Genomic DNA, 19890 nt, shown 5'->3' on the forward strand with positions numbered 1-19890 from the left:
CGGTTACATTTCGAACCCGGAAGCTAAGCCTTTCAGCGCCGATGGTACTGCAGGGGGGACCCTGTGGGAGAGTAGGACGCCGCCGAACAATTATTGTGGGAAGGCCCCGCACCTTATGGTGCGGGGCCTTTCTGCGTTCCGGGTCTCTTCGACCGCTTTCACGCCGCCGGTCGTAGGGGGTTATCCGCCGGCGGTCGAGGCTGTTGGGTGTATGCCGGCTTCTGTCATGAGCCGGGCGAGGCTGGCTCGGGAGTTGATGTTGAGTTTGCGGTAGATGCGGGTGAGGTGGACTTCTACCGTGCGGGGGCTCAGGTGGAGTTGTTGGGCGATTTCGCGGGTCTTCATTCCGGTGCCGACGAACGAGGCGACCTCGCGTTCGCGGTTGGTGAGGGGGGTGAGGGTGTCGCAGGGGGTGGTGCGGTGGCGGTCGGGGAGGGGCGTGGTGGGGGTGGTGGCGCGGCGGATCTGGTCGTAGAGGAGGCGGCCGCCGGACTGGTGGGCGAGTTCTGCGGCCAGGGAGAGAAGCGAACTGGCTTCGCCGGAGCGGTGGTTGGCGGCGAGGCAGGTGGCGGTTTCCTTGAGGGCCCATGCCTGGATGCCGACCATGCCGCTGGTGGAGAAGAGGCAGGCGGCGCGGCGGTAGAGCCAGGCCGCTTCGGAGGAGTGCTTGCGGAGGATGTGGGCCTGGGCCATCGCTGCGTAGGCGAGGGGGACCGGGATGCGGAGCTTTTCGGCGGCGACCTTCGCGCGCCAGGCCCAGCGTGCGGCGAGCGCGTTGTCGGCGGCGACCGCGGAGGCGGCGAGGACCTCGTAGCAGGCGGGGCGGAGGAGGGCGGGGATACGGGTCAGGTCGGGGCCGCTGCCGGCGATCAGGATGAGGGATTCGGCGCGTGGGAGATCGCCGCGGAGGCGCGCGCTCTGGGCCAGGCAGAGCGCGGTGAGGACGGTGGGGAGGGAGTGGGGGCGGTGGGGGAAGGCAGTGGTGTGGGCGCGGTCGATGCTGAGGGTAGGGGGCTCGCCGCTGAGGACGGCGTTGCAGGATTCCAGGGCGGCGGCCAGCGGCCTGACGTGGAGATTGTCCTGCGGGGCGGCGGTGGACAGGGCGTCCAGGGCGGTGCGGCGTGCCTGGTGGACCCGGCCGGCGTAGGTGAGGGCGTAGGCGATGCCGACGAGGAGGCTGGGCAGTAGGAAGGTGCGGCCGTGGGAGGAGACCAGTGCGGCGCCGCGGCGGCCGTGTCGGCCGGCCTGCTCGAACTGGCCCAGCAGGCTTTCGCTGAGGGCGAGGACACCCAGGTATTCGGGGTGGGCGCAGAGTTCGTCGTCCGGGAGGGTGTCGCAGAGGGCCGCGGACTGTTCGGCGTGGTGCAGGGCGGGGACCGCGTCGTCGGTCATCGCCTCGGTGTAGGACAGCAGGGCCAGCGCGCCGGCCTGGGCCAGCGGGTCGGCGTTCCGGCGGGCGGTCAGCAGGGCGGTCAGGAGACGACCGCGGTGCGGGGTGGTGTCGCGGAGCAGGGCGGTGAGCTCGCGTTGCAGCAGCAGCGGGACGGCCGGGGCGGGGAGTTGCTCGGCGGGGCGGCCGGCGAGTTCGTGCTCGACCAGGTCGAGGGCGTGGTCGGCGTTGCCCAGTACCGCTTCCATGAGGGAGGAGAAGGCGACGGCCCGTACGCGCTCGGGGGAGTCGTGTTCCGGGGCCAGGGCGAGCGCGGCGCGCATCAGGTCGCGGTTGTCGCCCAGGGTCCGTTGGGCGCCCAGGGTGCGGAGGAGGGCGTCGAGTGCCGTGGCGCGTTCGGATTCCGACCAGGTGTCGGCTGCGCTGGTGCGAAGGAGGACGCGCAGCCAGTGGGCGGACTTCTCCGGTGCGTTGTCCAGGTTCTCCTCGGCGGCCCGCAGCAGGGTGCGGTGGGCGGCGGGGGTGAGCTCGCTCGCCGAGCGTTCGACGTGGGCGGCGCATACGGCGGCCGGGGCGCCGCGGCTTGCCAGGGCCGTGTGCGCTCGGGCGTGGGTGAAGGAGAGGGCGCACGGGGGCGCCGCGTCGTATACCACGCGGCGCAGCAGGTCGTGGCGGAAGCCGTGGTAGGGGGAGTCGGCGAGCGGGCGCAGGAGGTCGCGGCGGACCAGCTCGGTCACCGCGGTGCAGGTTTCCGAGCGGCTGACCCGCGACACCTCGGCCAGCATGTCCACATCGAAGCGGTCGGCCAGTACCGCGGCCCCTTGCAAGGCTTTGCGCAGTGGCTCTTCCAGGCAGTCGAATTCGCCGGAGAGCGGAGTGGCGAATTCCTCTGGGACGGGGAGGAGTCGGGGGTCGGTGCCGGCCTCCGCCTGTCGGAGTTCGTGGTGGGCGAAGGCCAGGTGCAGGGGGTTGCCCGCGCCTTCCCGTAGCAGGGTGGCCAGCCGTTCGTCGCACCGAGACATTCCCGTCATGTTCGCGGCTTCGGCGAGGGTGAGCGGGCCCAGTTCCATTCGTTCGGTCAGGCCCAGGTCCGTTGCCTGGAGCAGGACGTTGCGCAGGCGCGGCGGGGTCTGTCGCGGACGGTAGGCGACAACGAGCAGCAGCGGAATATCGAGGGGGAAACGCAGGAGGTTTTCCACTATTCCCTGGGAAAGTGGATCGGCCCAGTGGAAATCGTCGAGGAGAATGACCATTCCGGTGCCGGTTCTTGCGTGGAGTGCCATACCTATCCGGTGGTGGAGCAGGAGCGTCTGCTCCGCGCCGGCCCGGCCGGGCGCCGGGGCGGCCGCGGTGCGCAGGATGGGGGCGAAGGCGTCGCCGAGGGCGTCGTGGAAGGCGTGGCCCCAGATGCCCTGGCTGAACTCGGTGCAGTGGTTGCGGGTCACTGGCAATCCCAAATGGGCTGCCTGGTCGGCGAGTTCGCTCAGTAGTCGGGTCTTTCCGGTGCCCGGGTCCCCGACCAGGTGGACGATGCCGCCGCGGCCGGCGGTCAGGGTGTGCAGTACGGTCCGCAGGCGCAGGCGCTCCGTCCGTCTGATGCCCTGTTCGCTGAATTGGTTGAGCGTGCTGATTGCGGACACGGCTCGGTTATCCCTTTCCGGTAGCGTGCATCCACTGTGCGCCAGACGGGGAATTGTTCTCTGCGGGGCGGCGGCCCTGACGCGTCGGATGAACCGCCGTTCGCCTCATCCGTGGAGGAGGCGGAGCGGAATCCATCTTCCGTTCACGCTGTAATCATTCCACGATGCAGCGGAGCCCACGAGCGGGATTCTGACCTTTTAATGACTGTTAACATGTCCGAATGCTGGACCGTGTTGCCGGCATGTGGCGGATGACCATCGGGTTTCCGCCGGGGGTGGTTCGGTGGGGGCGTTTGTCCGCCACTCTTCATCCTCCGTCCCCCGTACCAGAGTTGGCCGGAAAGCGTGGTACGGAGCTGGCGCGCCATCGCGCTCCGGTGGCCGGGAAGCGTCGTGGTACGGGATAAACGCCTTTGTACAAGGGTGCTCGTGAGGTGCTGGTCACACGCAGGTACGTACTTTCCCCGATGTACGTACGCAGTGCTTTCGGCAGGCTGGTTCTGCCGCAAGGCCAGGAGTACGGCCACACCGTGCGCTGCGAGCCGGGTTGCCGTATCGGCATGGGTGATATAGGGGGAACAATGCGATACGAGATGCTGGGAAGTCTCCAAATACGGGACGGTGCCGGGCGCACGTGCATCAGTGCCCGCAAGACCGAGATCCTGCTGGCGGCCCTGTTGATCCGGGCCGGCCAGGTGGTCTCCAACGACCAACTGGGTGGCGAGATTTGGGGCGATGCTCCGCCGCGGCGCGCGGTGGCCGCCCTGCACGTGCACATCTCCCAGCTGCGGAAGCTGCTGGGCGGCAGCGGCCGGGCGGAGAGTCGGATCGAGACGCGCTCGCCGGGCTACCTGCTGCGAGTGGAGTCCGGTGACGAGGTGGACGTGGACGAGTTCCAGCGGCTCGTCGACCGCGGACGGGCCGCGCTGGGTTGCTTCCGCTACCAGGAGGCGACGCGATTGCTGGGCGAGGCGCTGGGGCTGTGGCGCGACCCGGTCCTGGCCCACTATCAAGGCGGCCCGATCGTGGGGGAGTTCATCACCTGGGCCGAGGAGGCGCGGTTGGAGTGCCTGGAGCTGAAGGTGGAGTCGGAGCTGGCGCTGGGCCACCACCGGGAGATGGTGGCGTTGCTGCGCAGCCTGGTCACCGAGCATCCGCTCCGCGAGACCTTCCACCGGCAGTTGATGCTGGCGCTGTACCGGGCCCACCGGCAGGGGGACGCGCTGAAGGTGTACCGGTACGCGACGGAGATGCTCGACTGCGAACTGGGCGTGGGTCCCGGTCGGGCGCTGCGCGAGATGTACCAGGCGATCCTGGCCTCGGACGCGGCCCTGGAACTCGGGGCGGCGGCGTGACGGCGTCAGCGGTGACGGTGCCGGCGGCGACGGTGTCCGGGTCCGCTTCGCGGGCGGTGCGCGGGGCGTGTTCCGGGCGGGTGTCGAGGGGCGTCGGGCGAGGGGCACCGTCGGCCAGTTGAACCAAGCAGTTCAGTTTGTTGGAGATGCAGGTATGCTGGCGGGGTGAGTGGAGCCAATCTCTCAGCGGTTTCGGTCCCCCGGCGGGCGGCACGCGGACGGATCGACAAACGACATGCCATCCTCGACGCGGCGTTCACCGTGTTCGCCCGCGAGGGCTACGGAAAGGCCAGCGTCGACGCGATCGCCGACGAGGCCAGCGTGGCCAAGCCGACGGTCTACAACCACTTCGGCGGCAAGGAGGACCTCTTCCGGGAGGCCATGGCCGCGACCGCCGAACAGGCCACCGCCAAGAGCCTCGCCGTCGTCGCGGGCCTCGGCGGCGACGTCGATGACCTGACCGGGGCGCTCTCCGACGTCGGCTACCGCCTGCTGCTCTGCTACTCCAGCGACGACGCCTGGGCCCTGCGGCGCCTGCTCTACGCGGAGATCTCGCGGTTCCCCGACCTCTTCGACAAGGTCTGGGGCCACGGCCCCAACCAACTGTCCGAGGCGCTCGCGGACCGGCTGGCCCGGCTGGCGCTGGCCGGCCGGCTCCGGCTGACCGACCCGGTGCGGGCCGCCGAGCAGTTCGTCGCGCTGCTCACCGGCCCACTGGAGGGACGGACCGTCCTCGGCACCCGCACCGTCTCCGACGACGAACTGCGCGCCACCGTCGCGGCCGCGGTCGACACCTTCACCAGCGCCTTCGGGGCGCCGGACGGGGAGAACTGACGGTGCGCCTGCCGGGCCCGTTCCGATGACGGGCCCGGCGGGCGGAAGTTCGACGACTGCTCCTAGGTCGGGTCGCCGGTGCCCGGGGCGGTCGTGAAGACCTCCGCTGCGGCCGCCGCCAGTCGCTCGTAGGAGCGGACCCGCTCCGCGTGCTCGTGCACCAGTGTGATCGCCATCAGTTCGTCGGTGTCGGTGGCCGCCACCAGGTGGGCCAGCTTCTCCCGCAGCACCGCCGGGCCGCCGAACAGCTGCGGCCCGCAGTGCTCGACGGCGTAGTCGCGCTCGGCCGCGGAGAACTCGTGCCCCTTCGCCTCCGTCGCGGTGGGGTACGGACCGTAGATGTCACCGGACTGGATCCGGATCTTCCGCAGCAGGTAGGGGAGCGTCAACTCCTCGGCGTGCTGGTCGGTTTCGCCGGCGATCGCCATGGCCGCCACGATCGCGTACGGCGCGTCCACCACGCCCGACGGCCGGAACGCGGCCCGGTAGGCGTCCACCGCGGCGGCGGTCAGCTGCGGCACCAGATGGTGCGCGAAGGCGTACGGCAGCCCCAACTGGCCGGCGAGCCGGGCGCTGGACAGGCTGGAACCGAGCATGCACAGCCAGGGGCGGCCGGGCGGTGCCGGCAGCGCCGCGATCGTCCGGGGCGACGCGGAGCCGGCGTCGGTCTCCAGATAGCCGCGCAGCTCCTGGAGCTGGCGCGGGAAGTCGGCCGGGTCCAGGGCGGCCGAACGTCCCAGTGCTCGCACGGTGTTGGGGTCGCTGCCGGACGCCCGCCCTATCCCCAGGTCGATCCGTCCCGGGTGCAGCGCCTCCAACGTGGCGAACTGCTCGGCCACCACCAGCGGCGCGTGGTTGGGCAGCAACACGCCGCCCGAGCCGACCCGCAGCGTGGTGGTGGCGGCGGCCAGCCGGCCCGCCAGTACGGCCGGCGCGGAGGTCGCCAGGCTCGGGGTGTTGTGGTGCTCGGCGACCCAGTAGCGGTGGTAGCCGAGCCGCTCGACCTGCTGGGCCAGGTCGACCGCGTTGTGCAGTGCCTGCGCACCGTCTGTATCACTCCACACGGGTGCGACATCGAGCACGGACAGGCGGCGTGCGGGGGAGTAGGACATGGGAGAGCGTTCCTCTCGTCGTGAACGTCATGGGTTTGGTGGTGGGCGTGGAGGGGGGCGGGGTCGGGCGGGGCCGGGGGCGGTGCGGGGTCACCGGGCGTCCTGGGTCTGGGGGACGGCCGCGAGCAGTTCCCGGGTGTACGGGTGCCGGGGCGCCCGGAACACGTCCGTGACGTTGCCGCTCTCCACCACCTCGCCCTTCCGCATCACCAGCACCCGGTCGCTGGTGTGCGTGATCACGCCGAGGTCGTGGGAGATGAACAGCATCGACAAGCGCAACTCCCGCTGGAGATCGGCCAACAGGTCCAGGATCTGCGCCTGTACCGACAGGTCCAGGGCGGACACCGGCTCGTCGCACACCAGCAGTTCCGGTTCCGGGGCCAGTGCCCGGGCGATCGCCACCCGCTGCCGCTGCCCGCCGGACAGTTCCGCCGGCCGCCGCTCCAGCACGCGTTCGTCCAGGCCCACGCTCCGCAGCAGGTCGACGACGTGGTCGGCGACCCGGGCCGAGGCCCGCTGCCCGGGTGCACCGAGTGCCTCGGCGACCAGCCGCCGGACCGTGTAGCGGGGATCGAACGATCCCAGCGGGTCCTGATGGACGAGCTGGATCCGGTTCCGCAGCGGCCGGCGCGCGGACTCCGGGCGGGCGGACCACGGCTGGCCGAGCAGCCGCACCTCGCCCCCGTCCGGCCCGGTCAGCCCCATCACCAGGTGGGCCACCGTGGTCTTGCCCGAACCGGACTCGCCGACGATGCCCACCGCCTCGCCCCGCGCCACGGTGAAGGACACGTCCCGCACCGCGGTGTGCAGCTCCCGGTCCGGACCCCGGTACGTCTTGACCAGACCGTGGGCCTCGACCACCACCGGGTGGGCGTCGTCGGGGAGTCGGCGGACCCGCGGCCGTACGACCGGGGCCGGGGTGCGGTCGCCGCTCAACCGGGTCCCCTTGGGGCGCCCGGCGGGCTGTGCGGCCAGCAGCGCCCGGGTGAACGGGTGCGCGGGCGCGCCCAGCAGCTCGTTCGCCGGGCCCTCCTCGACGATCCGCCCGTCCCGCATCACCGCGATCCGGTCCGCCAGCCGGGCCACCACCGCCAGATCGTGGCTGATCAGCAGGAGCGCGGTACCCGCCGCCCGCTTTTCGGCCAGCAGCTCCAACAGCCTGGCCTGCGTGGTCACGTCCAGGGCGGTGGTCGGTTCGTCGGCGATCAGCAGCTCGGGCTCGGCGGCCAACGCGGACGCCAGCAGCGCCCGCTGCCGTTGCCCGCCGGACAGCTGATGGGGGTGCTGCCGGGCCCGCCGGGCCGGGTCCGGCACCCGCGCCTCGGCCAGCAGCTCGACGGCGCGCGCCGCCCGCGGCCCGCGGCCGGCCACCACCCGGTGGTTGCGCAGCGCCTCGGAGATCTCCGCGCCCACCGTCCGCACCGGGTCCAGGGACGACAGCGCGTCCTGTAGCACCATCCCGATCCGGCGGCCGCGCACCGCCCGCCATTGGCGCGCGTCCAAGCCGGTCAGGTCCGTACCGTCCAGCCGCAGTTCCTCGGCCCGCACCACCGCCCGCGACCCGGCCAGCCCCATCAGCGCGCGGGCGGTGACGCTCTTGCCGGAACCGGACTCGCCGACCAGTGCCACGCACTCCCCGCGGGCGATCCGGAAGCCGACCCCGCGCACCGCCTCGATCCGCTGCCGTCCCGCCGTGAAGGCGACGGAGAGCCCGGACACCGTCAGCAGCGGCTCCGCCTCGTGTTCAGTGCTCATCGGCCACCCCCGCGAACCGGCGTCGCAGCGACCGGCCGACGACGTTGAAGGACACCACGGTCAGCGTCACCGCCAGCCCGGGGAACACCGCCAGGCCCCAGGCGCTGCCGAGGAAACTGCGGCCCTCGGCGAGCATCGCGCCCCACTCCGGAGTGGGCGCTTCCGGGCCCAACCCCAGGAAGCTCAGGGACGAGCCGGCGATCAGTGCCGCCCCGGCGTAGACCGTGGCGAACGCCAGCAGCGGCGGCAACGCGTTCGGCACCAGGTGCCGCAGGTACACCGTCGCCCGCCGGTAGCCGAACAGCGAGGCCGCCCGCACGTACGACGACTCCCGGATCGCCTCGGCCTGGCCGCGCGCCAGCCGGATGAAGCCGGGCGCGGCCGAACAGCCGATCGCCACCGTCGCGTTGACCGTCCCGGGCCCCAGCACGGCGACCATCAGCAGTGCCAGCAGCAGTCCCGGGAACGCCAGGAGGACGTCCGTGGCCCGCATGATGACCTCCCCGACCCACCGCGCGGCGGTCGCCGCGACCATCCCCAGCACCGAACCGGCGACCAGCGCCAGCGCCGTCGAACCCAGTCCGATCACCACCGACCAGCGCGTCCCGTACACGATGCGGCTCCACACGTCCCGCCCCAGTACGTCGGTCCCCAGCAGATGCCGGCCGCTCGGCCCGTGCAGCGACTCGCCCAGGCTCACCGCGTCCGGCGGATGGGTGGCCAGTAGCCTCGGCCATACCGCGGCCAGCAGCACCAGGGCGAGGAACAGCCACGCCGCCGCCTCACCCGGTCCGATCCGGGGCCGTGCCCTGCGCTCGGGCACCGCGGCGGCCGGTCCGGCGCCGGCCGGCGGGGCATCGACGACGGCGACGTCCTGCGTGCTCATACGGGGTTCCTCTCGACAGTCGCGGCCGGCACGTGCCAGCGCCCGCCGCTCACCACGGCCCGGGGGTGGCGCAGCGCCGTCAGGTCCTCCCGCGGATCACCGGGGACGACCAGCAGGTCGGCGTCCCGGCCCGGCTCCAGCAGTCCGGTCCGTTCGCCCAGCCCCAGCGCCCGCGCCGACTCGACGGTGGCGATCCGCAGCACGTCCTCGGCGGGTAGCCCGGCCCGGGTGAACCAGTCCAGCGACTCGGCGTAGCGGCCGAAGGCGGCGCCCGGCACACCGGCGTCGGTGCCGGCGATCAGCCGTACCCCCGCCGCGTGGTGGTCGGCGATCTGCCGCAGCAGCCGCGCCAGTTCGTCCTGGTCGACCAGGTGCATCAGGTCGGTGAGACCGCCGTGCAGCGTCGGGCAGACGGCGATGCCGCGCTCCGCGATGACGCGGGTCAGCTCGGCGGCGGTGGGAACCGGGCCGGTGCTCTCGCCGGGGGTCCCGGCGGCTTCCGGCGGGGGCGCGGTGAACGTGCAGTGCTCCAGGGTGTCCACGCCCGCGGCCACCGCCGCGGCGACGCTCGGCGTGGCATGGGCGTGTGCGGCGACCCGGCGGCCGAAACGGCGTGCCTCGACGACCGCGGTGCGGATCTCCTCCTCGGTGAACTGGGGCTGCCAGGTGGGCGGACCGCCCGGGGTCAGCGTGCCACCGCTCACCATGATCTTGATGAGGTCGGCGCCGCCCCGCAGGGTGCGCCGCACCGTGGCCCGGACGCCCTCGACGCCGTCGGCCTGGCCGCCCAGCATCCAGCAGTGCCCGCCGGTCACGGTGACCGGGGCGCCCGCGGTCAGCAACCGCGGCCCCGGTACCTTCCCGGCCGCGATGGCGTCCCGCAGCCGGGCCGCCAACTGCCCCCGGTCGCCCAGGTCCCGGGCGGTGGTGACACCGGCGTCCAGCAGGATTCGGGCCCGGCCCGCCATGGCCAGCAGCAGGTCGTGGTCGTGCTGCCCGGCCAGCGTTCCCAGCGGGTCGTCGCCCGCGTCGAAGACCAGGTGCACATGGCAGTCGATCAGACCGGGCAGCACCGTCGCCCCCGGGAAGTCCGTGCGCACCGTTCCCTCGGGCGCGCCCGGCACCACCTCGTCCACGGGGCCGACGGCGGTGATCAGCCCGTCCTGGAACAGCACCGCGGCGTCCGCCAGCGTCGCCCCGCCGGGGCCGAGCAGCAGTCGGTCGGCGGTGAGCAGTCGGGCCGTCATCGCACCGCTCCCTTCAGTCGCGGGTCGACGACCTGGTACAGCCAGTCGACCAGGATGTTGATCAGGGTGAACAGCACCGCCGACACCACCACCACTCCGCTCACCACGGGCAGGTCCCGGTTGGTGATCGCGGTCGCGGTGATCCGGCCCAGGCCCTCCCGGTTGAACACCGTCTCGACGACCACCGCACCGCTCAGCAACGCCCCCACCGTCCAGCCGGACAGCGTCGCCATCGGGATGAACGCGTGCCGCAGCGCGTGCCGCATCCGCACCGTGAACTCCCCGGTACCGCGCGCCCGGGAGCTGAGCACGAACGGCTGCGTCAGCGCCCGCTCCACCTCCTCCCGCAGCACCTGCGTGAAGACCCCGACCAGGCCGATCGCCAGCGTCACCGACGGCAGCACCAGCCCCGCGAGCCCGTCACCGCCGGCGACCGGGAACAGGTGCAGCCGGAACGACAGCAGACTCAGCAGCAGCACCCCCGTCCAGAACGGCGGACTGGAGATCGCCACCAGCTCCAGCGACGACGACAACCGCCGCCACGCCGGCCGGCCCGCGGTCGCCACCGCCAGCAGCACCGACGGCACCAGCGCCAACACGAAGGCGCTGACGGCCAGTTCGACCGTTGCGCCCACCTGGCTGCCGATCAGGCCGGACACCGGCTCCTGGAGTTGGTAGGACCGCCCCAGGTCGCCGGTCAGCAGATGCCCCAGGAAGAGGCCGTACTGCACCAGCAGCGGGCGGTCCAGCCCCATGTCGGCCCGTACCTGCGCCAGCAGCGTCGGGGTGGGCGCGGAGTTGCCCAGCAGCGTCCGGGCCGGATCGCCGGGGGCCAGATGGACGGCGGCGAACGCCGCGGTGGCCGCACCCAGGACCACCAGAACGGTCAGCGCGAGCCGGCGCACCAGCCAGCGTGCGGTCATCGTGACGTCTCCTGGAATCGCACGTCGGACAGGAGGGGGAAACCGGCCGGGTCGAAGGACAGCCCCCGCACCCGGTCCGCCGCGCCGACCAGCTTCATCGGCACGTACACCGGCATCACCAGTGCCTTCCGCAGCAGTAGTTGCTGCGCGGTGGCGTATTCGCGGTCCCGGCGCGCCGGGACCGCTTCGTGGGCGGCGGTGTGCAGCGCCCGGTCCAACTCGGGGTCGGACACCCCGAAGATGTTGCCGCCGCCGCGGTCGTGCGTCTGGTCGGAGGCGTAGAAGAAGCGCAGGATGTCGGGTTCGGCGCGGACGAAGCTGGTGCCGTACATGTCCAGGGTCCGCCGGGCGAGGGTGTCGCCGAACGTCCCGGTGTCCTCGCCGACGTAGGCGATGTCGATGCCGGCCTTCTTCGCCTCGGCCTGGATGCCCTGGGCGAGGGTGTTGGCGGCGGTCTGGTACTGCGCCGCGTACGGCCAGCGCAGCCGGAGCCGGGTGCCGTCCTTGGTGCGGTAGCCCTCCGCGTCCCGCCCGGTCCACCCGGCCTGGTCCAGCAGTCGTGCGGCGGCCGCGGGGTCGTAGCGCCAGGTGCCTACCACGGACCGGTCGTAGCCCGGGGTGGTCGGCCCGATCGGGCTCCACGCCCGCGGGAACTGCCCGAACTCCACCGCCTTCACCAGCCGGTCCAGGTCGACGCAGGCCAGCAGCGCCCGGCGGACCCGCTCGTCGGCCAGCGGCCCGGACCGCGAGTTCAGCAGGAGCGCGTACACCGCGCCCGGGGCCGCGGCGCTCAGGCTGTGCAGCCCCGGATAGCTCCGCAGGTTCTTGACCTGGGCGGGCGGCACGTCGTCGATCACGTCCGCCTGGCCGCTGGTCAGCGCCCCGAACCGGGACGCCTCCTCGGTGATGAACCGGATCTCCAGCGCCCGTGGTCGCCGGCCGGCCCCGTGCGCGGCCGTCCCCTCGGCGGGCCAGCGGTAGGCGTCGTTGCGGATCAGGCCGACCCCGGAGTTCTTCGTCCAGTTGACGAACCGGAACGGGCCCGAGCCCACCGGGTGCCCGCAGAGGCCGCCGGCGTTCGCGGACATCGACGCCGGTGACTGGATGCCCAGATAGGCGGTGCTCAGCGCCTGGAGGAACGGGGTGTTGCGCGCCTTGAGGTGGACCCGCACGGTCAGCGGGTCCGGCACCTCCGCCCGCTGGTAGGCGCTGACCAGGCCGGCCGCGTACTGGGACTTGGTGGTCGGTGCCACCGCGTGGTCCAGGGTTGCCTTCACCGCCGTCGCGTCGAGCCGGGTCCCGTCGTGGAAGGTGACGCCCGGACGCAACCGGAAGGTGTACGTCCGCCCGTCCGGCGACACCGTCCACGTTCGGGCCAGCCACGGTCGGAACGAGCCGTCGGGCGCCATCCGCACCAGCGAGTCGAAGATGTTGCGGTCGATCACCGCCGCGATGTCCGTCGGACTGACCTGCGGATCCAGGCAGTCCGGCTGGCGGCCGGTGGCGAAGACCAGCGTCCCGTCGCCGGCGGCCCCCGCCCGGTCCGGCCCCGCGGGACCGGCACAGCCGGCGAGCAGCCCGAGGCCCAGCGCGAGCGCCGCCGCTCGGACGGCCGCACGCCCGCGCCGGACCGCGGGTCCTGATCCTGTCGTTCCCATGCCCGGCCCCTCCGCTCCTGGCGGAGCGTTCCGCCTCGGAGCCCCATGGTTGGCCGGTGGGCTAAGCAAGGTCCTAAGGATTTCTAAGGCCGGTCCCCGACCCGGATGACCAGCAGGGCGAGCAGCAGCGCACACACCATGAAGCCGCTGCCGACGGTGAACGCGGAGGAGATGCCGTGCGCGAGCCTGCCGGCCGGATCCAGCCCCCGGGCCGACGGGTCCCGGGTGGCCGTGCCGAACACCGTGACCAGGACCGCCAGTCCGATCCCGCCGCCGAGCCGCTGGGCGACGTGCACCATGCTCGACGCCGTCCCGGAGTGCTCCGCAGCGACCCCCGAAACCCCCGCCGTCGTCGCCGTCACCAGCAGGAAGCCCAGCCCCGTCCCGAAGAGCACCAGCGGCCCGAGGATCCCGCCCGCATAGGTGGTCTGCGCCGAAATGCCGGTCAGCCACAGCGTCCCCGCCGTACCGCACAGCGCGCCGACGACCATCAGTGGCCGCAGCGGCCGGTGTTGGGTCAGTCGCCCCGCCCACCGCGAGCACACGAACGTCGCCGCGGACATCGGCAGGAACGCCAGCCCGGTCTGGAGCGGGGTGAACTTCCGTACGTCCTGGAGGAATTGCACCAGGAAGAAGAACTGGCTCATCATGCTCGCGGCGAGCAGCAGCAGGATCACATAGGCCCCCGAGCGGTTCCGGTCGGCGAACAGTCGCAGGGGCACGATGGGCTCCCGCACCCGCCGCTCGATCACCGGGAACAGCACCAGCAGCACCACCGCCGCACCGAACGAGACCAGCGCCCACGGATCACCCCAACCGCCCGCCGCGGCCCGGATGAACCCGTACGACAGCCCGATCACCCCCAGCGCCGACACCAGTGCCCCACCCGGGTCGAGCCGCCCACGACGCCGTGCCGACTCGTCGAGGAAGACCGGTGCCAGCAGCCCCAACACCAGCCCGATCGGCACGTTGACCAGCAGGACCCAGCGCCAGGACCCCACATCGGTCAGCAGCCCCCCGACGATCAGGCCCGCCGCGCCGCCGATCCCCGAGACCGAGGCGTACACCCCGAGAGCTCGACTCCGGGCCGGCCCGGGGAAGCTCGTCACCAGCAGGGCCAGCGCCGCCGGCGTCGCCAGCGCGGCCCCGACGCCCTGCACGGCGCGGGCCGCCACCAGCCACCACGCGGCCGGCGCCAGCCCGCTGAGCAGCGAACCGCCCGCGAACAGCGCCACCCCGGTCACCAGCACCTTGCGCCGGCCGAGCAGGTCGCCGGCCCGGCCGCCGAGGAGCAGCAGCCCGCCGAACCCCAGCATCTCGGCATTGACGACCCACGACAGTCCGGCCGTACTGAAGCCGAGCGCGTCCCGGATGCGCGGCAGGGCCACGTTCACCGCGGCCGTATCCAGGACGATCATCAACTGGCAGGTGACGAGCAGTGCCAGCACCGCGGCCGGATGCTTCGGCCCCGGCGGCGCGGGCTGCTGGGCGGCCTGCCGGGTGGCCGGGGGTGCGGTCGGTTGCGGGGCCGGCTGAGGGGTGGGTCGGGCGTCCGGCCCGGGCAGCGGCCTGGTCAACGGTCGGACGGTCGAGGAGGACGCCCTCGTGGCGTCCCCGGACGGATCAGTGGGCACGGAATCTCCTGACCGGATAGTCGTCACGTGCGCTTGCCGTGGGTGACGTGCGCGGCGATCTCGTGCGTACCGGGGTCCACCCAGCCCTTGCGGGCGGCGTAGGCGACCATGGCGGCGAACGCCTCGGCCGCCGGCCCGGAGGCGAACCCCCCGGTACGCACCAGCCAGTCCCGGTCCACCCACGCCTGCTGCGCCGACGCGAAGCGGACCTGTCCGGCAAGCAGTTCGCCGGCCCGGCGGAGGTCGACGCCGTCATCGACCTCCACCGAGAACGCGGTGAAGTCATCGGCCTCGACCAGGGCCGCGGTGGCCCCGGTCCCGGCCCGGCGGACGAGCACCCGCACGTCAGACCGCCGCGCCGGACTCGCCGAGGTGCGGCAACACCTCGGCCGCGAACCGCTCCATGGACTTCTGCGCGACCTCCTTCGGCAGGTACCCGAAGCTGAAACCGGCGATGACGTACGTGATCCCGGCGTCCGACAGCCGCCGGAACTCCGCCAGCACCTCCTCGGGCCCGCCCGCGACCAGGACGCCCTCCGCCTTCGCCTCGAACTCCGGGTCGATGTGCTCCGGCGTCGGCGCGTCCCCGTCGATCGGGTACGTCCCCCGCGTCAGTGCCGACGACGTCTGGAGCTGCCGGGCGATCTCCCGGACCACTGCCCGCCGTCCCTCCTCGTCCTCCCCGCAGTACACGAACCGGTTCACCTGGAACTCGCGGTCCCCCAACCCGCCGGAGGCCGCGGTCTCCGCCTCGATCCAGGCCCGCCGCTCCACGATCTGCTCGTACGTGGTCACCGCGGGCAGCATGAAGTGGAAGCCGTGCCGCGCCGCGAACGCCAGCGACTCACGGCTGGTCGCCGCCATCCAGATCGGCGGATGCGGTTGCTGGGTCGGGCGCGGCAGCAGCGTCACCGGGGCGTCGATCCGGAAGAACTTCCCTGTGAAGTCCGCGTCCTGACGGTTGAACAGCTGCGTGACGACGTCCACCGACTCCTCGAAGATCGCCCGGTTGTCCTCCGGGTTGCGGCCGAATCCGAGGAACTCGTGCGGCTGGTAGCCCCGCCCGATGCCCAGGTCGAAGCGCCCCGACGACAGCGCGTCCAACGACAGCACGTCCGCGGCCAGCCGTACCGGGTCCCAGAACGGCAGCACCAGGATCGACGTGCCCAACCGCAGCCGCGGGGCCAGCGCCGAAGCCTTGGCGAGCAGCAGCAGCGGCGACGAGGTCAGGCTGTAGGTCGAGAAGTGGTGCTCGGTGACCCAGATGCCGGCGAAGCCCTTGTCGTCCGCCCACTGGACGTCGTGGAAGAAGTCGTCGTAGGTGGCCTGCGCGGTGGCAGCATCGCCGGCCGGGGCCATGTTCAGGTAGCCGAGTCCTACTCGCATGGGTGTGCCTCCAGAGCGGTTGTGGTTGTGGTTGTGGCTGGGGTTGGGGTGGGGGTGGTCGTGGGGTGGTCGGACGTCCGGTGTCAGGTGGTGTCCGGATCGCGGGGCGGTGCGCCGGCGCCCGCGGTGGCGAGCTTCTCCGCGATGTGGGTGACCAGTTCGCGGGGCGTCGGATGGTCGAACAGCAGCACCGGCGGCAGCTGGAGCCCGGTGGCCTCGCAGAGCCGGTTCCGGACGTCCAGCGCGGTGAACGAGGAGAAGCCGATCTCCATGAAGTTGTCGCCCGGCTCGATCTGCTCCGGCGAGGAATGTCCCAGTACCTCCGCGGCGTGGACCCGCACCAGATCCAGCAGCGCGGTCTCCCACTCGTCCTCGGACACCCCTGCCAACAGGTCCTGGAACAACGGCACTTGACCATCTGCCTCGGTTGGCGCCCCCGCCGTCGTCGTGATCTCGGCCGGGGCGGAGCCGCCCGCCGCCTCCCGCCGGGGTGCCGGCAGCCAGTAGTGCGTGCGCTGGAAGGCGTAGGTGGGGAGGACGGGGAGCGGGGCGGCGGGGTCCGGTCGGTGCGTGAAGTAGTCGTCCCAGGTGAGGGGCGTGGTGTGGGTGTGGAGGGTGGCGAGGGTGGTGGTGAGGGCGTGGGTTTCGGGGTGGCGGTGGTTGAGGGTGGAGGCGATGAGTGGGCTGTCGTTGCTGGTGGCGGTGGTGTTGTTGGTGGTGGTGTGGATGTGGGGGGTGAGGGTGGTGGTGGGTCCGAGTTCGAGGTAGGTGGTTGTGGTGTGGTGTTGGTTGAGGGTGGTGAGGGTGTCTGCGAAGCGGACGGTGGCGCGGATGTGGTGGGTCCAGTAGTTGGGGTCGGTGAGTTGTTCGGTGGTGGCGATGTGGCCGGTGATGTTGGAGAGCACCGGGATGCGTGGGGTTTGGTAGGTGAGTGTGGCGGCGATGGTTCGGAACTCGTCGAGGATGGGGTCCATGTGGGGGGAGTGGAAGGCGTGGCTGACGCGTAGTGCGGTGGTGCGTATGCCTTGCTCTGCGAACTGTTCGGCGAGGGTGTGGGCGGTGTCGTGGTCGCCGGAGATGACGAGTGAGGTGGGGCTGTTGATGGCGGCGAGGGAGAGGTGTTTGTTCAGGTGGGGGGTGATGTGTTCTTCGGTGGTGTTGAGGGCGATCATGGCGCCGCCGGTGGGTGCGGTTTGCATGAGGCGGGCGCGTGCGGCGATGAGGGTGGTGGCGTCGGTGAGGTTGAGGACGTCGGCGAGGTGGGCGGCGGTGAGTTCGCCGAGTGAGTGGCCGGTGAGGTAGTCCGGTTCGACTCCGAATGCGGTGACCAGGCGGTAGAGGGCGACTTCCAGGGCGAAGAGGGCGGGTTGGGCGTATTGCGTCTGGTCCAGCAGCGCGGCTTGCTCGCTGCCCTCCTCCGCCCACATCACGTCCTTGAGTGGTAGCTCCAGGTGTGGTGTGAAGTGTTCGCAGACCTCATCGAGGGCTTGGGCGAAGAGGGGGAAGCGGTGGGCGAGTTCGCGGCCCATGCCGGGGCGTTGGCTGCCCTGGCCGGAGAAGACGAATGCCGTGGTGCCGCCGGCCTCGGCCGCGCGCCCCTGGACGAGGTGCGGGGAGCGGCGGCCGTGGGCCAGGGCGCCCAGGCCCTCCAGGAACGCGCGGCGGTCCTCGGCGATGATCACGGCGCGGTGGGTGAACGTGCTGCGCGAGGTCGCCAGTGCCAACCCGACGTCCTGGAGCGGGATTTCGGGTTCGGTGCGGAGCGCGTCGCGGAGTCGGCTCGCCTGGGCGCGCAACGCTTGCGGGCTCTTGGCCGACAGTACCCAGGGGAGGGCACCGGTGGGCGGTGCGGTGGGGGTGGTGGGTTCGTCTTGCGCAGGTTTCGGGTTCGGTTGTTGCTTCGGTTCTGGTTGTTGTTGTGGGTTTGGTGTTGGTGGTTGTTCGAGGATGATGTGGGCGTTGGTGCCGCTGATGCCGAAGGAGGAGATGGCGGCGCGGCGGGGGCGGTTGTGGGGGGTGTTCCAGGGGCGTTGGGTGGTGAGGAGTTCGATGGTGCCGGTGGTCCAGTCGACGTGTGGGGTGGGGGTGTCGATGTGGAGGGTGCGGGGGAGGGTGGCGTGGTGCATGGCCATGGTCATTTTGATGATGCCGGCGACGCCTGCGGCGGCTTGGGTGTGGCCGATGTTGGATTTGAGTGAGCCGAGGTAGAGGGGTTGTTGTCGGTTTTGGCCGTAGGTGGTGAGGAGGGCTTGGGCTTCGATGGGGTCGCCGAGGGTGGTGCCGGTGCCGTGGGCTTCGACGGCGTCTATTTCCGATGCGGCTAGGCGGGCGTCGGTCAGTGCTTGGCGGATGACGCGTTCTTGGGCGGGGCCGTTGGGGGCGGTCAGGCCGTTGCTGGCGCCGTCTTGGTTGACGGCGGACCCGCGGAGCACTGCCAGCACCCGATGGCCCTTGCGCTGGGCGTCGGTGAGGCGTTCTACGAGGAGGAGTCCGGTGCCTTCGCTCCAGCCGGTGCCGTTGGCGGTGTTGCTGAAGGCTTTGCAGCGGCCGTCGGGTGAGAGGCCGCGTTGGCGGCTGAATTCGATGAAGGTGGCGGGGGTGGCCATGACGGTGACGCCGCCGGCGAGGGCGAGATCGCATTCGCCCTGCCGCAGCGACTGGGCGGCCAGGTGCAGCGCGACCAGCGACGATGAGCAGGCAGTATCCACTGTGATCGCCGGGCCCTCGAAGCCGAAGGTGTAGGCCAGCCGGCCCGAGACGACACTCGACGTGTTCCCGGTGAGCAGGTGGCCTTCGTACCCTTCCGGCGCCGGGGTGAGTCGGGCGCCGTAGTCGTGGTACATGACGCCGGTGAACACCCCGGTGCGGCTGCCGCGGATGGTAGCGGGGTCGATGCCCGCCCGTTCCAGGGTCTCCCAGGCGGTTTCCAGGAGCAGGCGCTGCTGTGGGTCGGTGGCGGCGGCTTCGCGGGGGCTCAGCTGGAAGAAGTCGGAGTCGAACTGGTCGGCGTCGTGGAGGAAGCCGCCGTGTTGGGCGTATGAGGTGCCGGTGTGGTCTGGGTCGGGGTGGTAGAGGCGTTCGAGGTCCCAGCCGCGGTTGGTGGGGAAGCTGGTGATGGCGTCGGTGCCGGAGGCGACGAGGTTCCAGAGGTCTTCTGGGCTGCGCACGCCGCCCGGGTAGCGGCAGGCCATACCGACGATCGCGATCGGCTCGTCGAGGTACGCGGAAGACGTCGGAACCGTCGAACGGACCGAGGCCGCGGCCGACATCGCGGTGTCGGCGCCGTCCGCTTCGGAGGACAGCTCGGTCAGCAGGTGGTCCGCCAGCGCCGTGGGGGACGGGCGGTCGAAGACCACAGTGGAGGGCAGTCGCAGTCCGGTGGCACCGTTGAGACGGTTGCGCAGCTCGACGCCGGTCAGTGAGTCGAAGCCCAGGTCCTTGAACGCGCGGTCTACGTCGATCGTCTCGGGGGAGCCGTGGCCGAGGACGGCGGCGACCACGCCTCGTACCAACTCCCTTACGGCGGACTCGCGTTCTGTGCGCGGGAGGGCCGCAGTCCGGGTGGCCCAGGAGGACGAGGCACCGGTGGCGGCCGCGGCAGTACCGCGCGTGGTCCGGCGGGCGGCAGGGACCAGGCGGCGGAAGAGTGCCGGCAGTACGCCGTCCCTGTCCTGGGCGCGCAACGCGTCCATCTGGAAACGAGTCGGGACCACCACGGGAAGCCCGGTTTTGAGCGCGGCGTCGAACACCGCCATATCGCGCTCTGGGGACAGGGCCTTGATGCCGTTGCGCTCCCAGCGGGCCCGGCTGGCCTCGTCGAGTTGATCCGCCATGTTCGTGTCGTTCCAGAGTCCCCAGGCGAGGGAGGTGGCGGGGAGGCCGTGGGTGTGGCGGTGGTGGGCGAGGGCGTCGAGGTAGGTGTTGGCGGCGGCGTAGTTGGCTTGGCCGGCGTTGCCGATGGTGCCGGTGATGGAGGAGAAGAGGATGAAGTGGGTGAGGGGGTGGTTTTGGGTGAGGTGGTGGAGGTGGTGGGTGGCGGTGATTTTGGGGTGGAGGGTGGTGGTGAGTTG

13 protein-coding genes and 1 rRNA gene are annotated in these 19890 nt (G+C 71.7%); 3 read left to right on the forward strand and 11 right to left on the reverse strand.

What is annotated here, in order from left to right; translation table 11 throughout:
- Positions 1-88: ribosomal RNA gene (gene rrf, locus ACFVT2_RS41615) — 5S ribosomal RNA — on the forward strand; the annotation flags it as partial.
- Positions 89-180: 92 nt separating this feature from the next.
- Here the strand turns inward: rrf and ACFVT2_RS41620 are convergent.
- Positions 181-3030: an AAA family ATPase gene (locus ACFVT2_RS41620; RefSeq protein ID WP_390027220.1), complete on the reverse strand. Its 2850-nt coding sequence runs from the start codon at positions 3028-3030 to the stop codon at positions 181-183.
- A gap of 581 nt (positions 3031-3611) precedes the next feature.
- Between ACFVT2_RS41620 and ACFVT2_RS41625 the strand changes: the two genes are divergently transcribed.
- Positions 3612-4385, forward strand: coding sequence for a BTAD domain-containing putative transcriptional regulator (locus tag ACFVT2_RS41625; RefSeq protein ID WP_390027223.1), 774 nt, complete (start codon positions 3612-3614; stop codon positions 4383-4385).
- 165 nt (positions 4386-4550) lie between these two features.
- Positions 4551-5219 (forward strand): TetR/AcrR family transcriptional regulator, encoded by a 669-nt coding sequence (locus ACFVT2_RS41630; RefSeq protein WP_390027226.1) that lies wholly within the window; start codon positions 4551-4553, stop codon positions 5217-5219.
- Between the two features lie 62 nt (positions 5220-5281).
- On the opposite strand, the gene ACFVT2_RS41635 is transcribed toward ACFVT2_RS41630, so the two are convergent.
- From ACFVT2_RS41635 to ACFVT2_RS41680, 10 genes are all read right to left on the reverse strand, one after another.
- Positions 5282-6331: an LLM class flavin-dependent oxidoreductase gene (locus tag ACFVT2_RS41635; protein WP_390027229.1), complete on the reverse strand. Its 1050-nt coding sequence runs from the start codon at positions 6329-6331 to the stop codon at positions 5282-5284.
- Positions 6332-6421: 90 nt separating this feature from the next.
- On the reverse strand, positions 6422-8086 hold the full coding sequence (locus ACFVT2_RS41640) for a dipeptide ABC transporter ATP-binding protein (RefSeq protein ID WP_390027232.1): 1665 nt from the start codon (positions 8084-8086) through the stop codon (positions 6422-6424).
- Positions 8076-8972 (reverse strand): ABC transporter permease, encoded by an 897-nt coding sequence (locus tag ACFVT2_RS41645; protein WP_390027235.1) that lies wholly within the window; start codon positions 8970-8972, stop codon positions 8076-8078. The genes ACFVT2_RS41640 and ACFVT2_RS41645 overlap by 11 nt, the downstream gene beginning before the upstream one ends.
- Positions 8969-10219 (reverse strand): amidohydrolase family protein, encoded by a 1251-nt coding sequence (locus ACFVT2_RS41650; RefSeq protein ID WP_390027237.1) that lies wholly within the window; start codon positions 10217-10219, stop codon positions 8969-8971. The genes ACFVT2_RS41645 and ACFVT2_RS41650 overlap by 4 nt, the downstream gene beginning before the upstream one ends.
- A complete protein-coding gene (locus ACFVT2_RS41655; RefSeq protein ID WP_390027240.1) occupies positions 10216-11142 on the reverse strand; it encodes an ABC transporter permease in 927 nt (308 codons plus the stop codon). Before ACFVT2_RS41655 ends, ACFVT2_RS41650 begins: the two co-directional genes overlap by 4 nt.
- A complete protein-coding gene (locus ACFVT2_RS41660) occupies positions 11139-12800 on the reverse strand; it encodes an ABC transporter substrate-binding protein (protein ID WP_390027242.1) in 1662 nt (553 codons plus the stop codon). Before ACFVT2_RS41660 ends, ACFVT2_RS41655 begins: the two co-directional genes overlap by 4 nt.
- 83 nt (positions 12801-12883) lie before the next feature.
- Positions 12884-14434, reverse strand: coding sequence for an MFS transporter (locus tag ACFVT2_RS41665; RefSeq protein WP_390027245.1), 1551 nt, complete (start codon positions 14432-14434; stop codon positions 12884-12886).
- Between the two features lie 23 nt (positions 14435-14457).
- Positions 14458-14778 carry a hypothetical protein gene (locus tag ACFVT2_RS41670; RefSeq protein WP_390027248.1) on the reverse strand — a complete coding sequence of 107 codons (321 nt, stop codon included), beginning with the start codon at positions 14776-14778 and terminating at the stop codon, positions 14458-14460.
- A gap of 1 nt (position 14779) precedes the next feature.
- Complete coding sequence (locus ACFVT2_RS41675; RefSeq protein WP_390027251.1) at positions 14780-15820, reverse strand: LLM class flavin-dependent oxidoreductase; 1041 nt, start codon at positions 15818-15820, stop codon at positions 14780-14782.
- Between the two features lie 83 nt (positions 15821-15903).
- A partial coding sequence (locus tag ACFVT2_RS41680; protein WP_390027254.1) for a beta-ketoacyl synthase N-terminal-like domain-containing protein occupies positions 15904-19890 on the reverse strand: 3987 nt, incomplete at its 5' end.

It is taken from the genome of Streptomyces sp. NPDC058000 (assembly GCF_042886435.1).
Classification (GTDB): Bacteria; Actinomycetota; Actinomycetes; order Streptomycetales; family Streptomycetaceae; genus Streptomyces.

Coding starts and splice junctions, on each gene's coding strand:
- ACFVT2_RS41625 (WP_390027223.1), top strand. CDS start 3,612: ATGCGATACGAGATGCTGGGAAGTCTCCAAATACGGGACGGTGCCGGG.
- ACFVT2_RS41635 (WP_390027229.1), bottom strand. CDS start 6,331: ATGTCCTACTCCCCCGCACGCCGCCTGTCCGTGCTCGATGTCGCACCC.
- ACFVT2_RS41640 (WP_390027232.1), bottom strand. CDS start 8,086: ATGAGCACTGAACACGAGGCGGAGCCGCTGCTGACGGTGTCCGGGCTC.
- ACFVT2_RS41645 (WP_390027235.1), bottom strand. CDS start 8,972: ATGAGCACGCAGGACGTCGCCGTCGTCGATGCCCCGCCGGCCGGCGCC.
- ACFVT2_RS41650 (WP_390027237.1), bottom strand. CDS start 10,219: ATGACGGCCCGACTGCTCACCGCCGACCGACTGCTGCTCGGCCCCGGC.
- ACFVT2_RS41655 (WP_390027240.1), bottom strand. CDS start 11,142: ATGACCGCACGCTGGCTGGTGCGCCGGCTCGCGCTGACCGTTCTGGTG.
- ACFVT2_RS41660 (WP_390027242.1), bottom strand. CDS start 12,800: ATGGGAACGACAGGATCAGGACCCGCGGTCCGGCGCGGGCGTGCGGCC.
- ACFVT2_RS41675 (WP_390027251.1), bottom strand. CDS start 15,820: ATGCGAGTAGGACTCGGCTACCTGAACATGGCCCCGGCCGGCGATGCT.